1 pseudogene is annotated in these 550 nt (G+C 37.8%); it reads left to right on the forward strand.

What is annotated here, in order from left to right:
* Positions 1-550, forward strand: a pseudogene (gene hmw1B / locus HMPREF2813_RS08750) (two-partner secretion (TPS) system translocator Hmw1B); the annotation flags it as partial.

A 550-nucleotide genomic window follows, 5' to 3' on the forward strand; every position in this document is an offset into this window, starting at 1 on the left:
TGTATGAAGATGGTCGTCAGTGGTTCGATTTGCGTGAATTCAATATGGCAAAAGAAAATCCACTTAAAGTCACTCGCGTGCATTACGAGTTAAACCCTAAAAACAAAACCTCTGATTTGGTAGTTGCAGGTTTTTCGCCTTTTGGCAAAACGCGCAGCTTTGTTTCCTATGATAATTTCGGCGCAAGGGAGTTTAACTATCAACGTGTGAGTTTAGGTTTTGTTAATGCCAATTTAACTGGACATGATGATGTGTTAAACCTAAACGCATTAACCAATGTGAAAGCACCATCAAAATCTTATGCGGTAGGCGTGGGGTATACTTATCCGTTTTATAGTAAACATCAATCCTTAAGCCTTTATACCAGCATGAGTTATGCTGATTCTAATGATATCGACGGCTTACCAAGTGCGATTAATCGTAAATTATCAAAAGGTCAATCTATCTCTGCGAATCTGAAATGGAGTTATTATCTCCCGACATTTAACCTTGGCATGGAAGACCAATTTAAAATTAATTTAGGCTACAACTACCGCCATATTAATCAAAC

This window comes from Haemophilus sp. HMSC066A11, from assembly GCF_001811665.1.
Classification (GTDB): domain Bacteria; phylum Pseudomonadota; class Gammaproteobacteria; order Enterobacterales; family Pasteurellaceae; genus Haemophilus; species Haemophilus influenzae.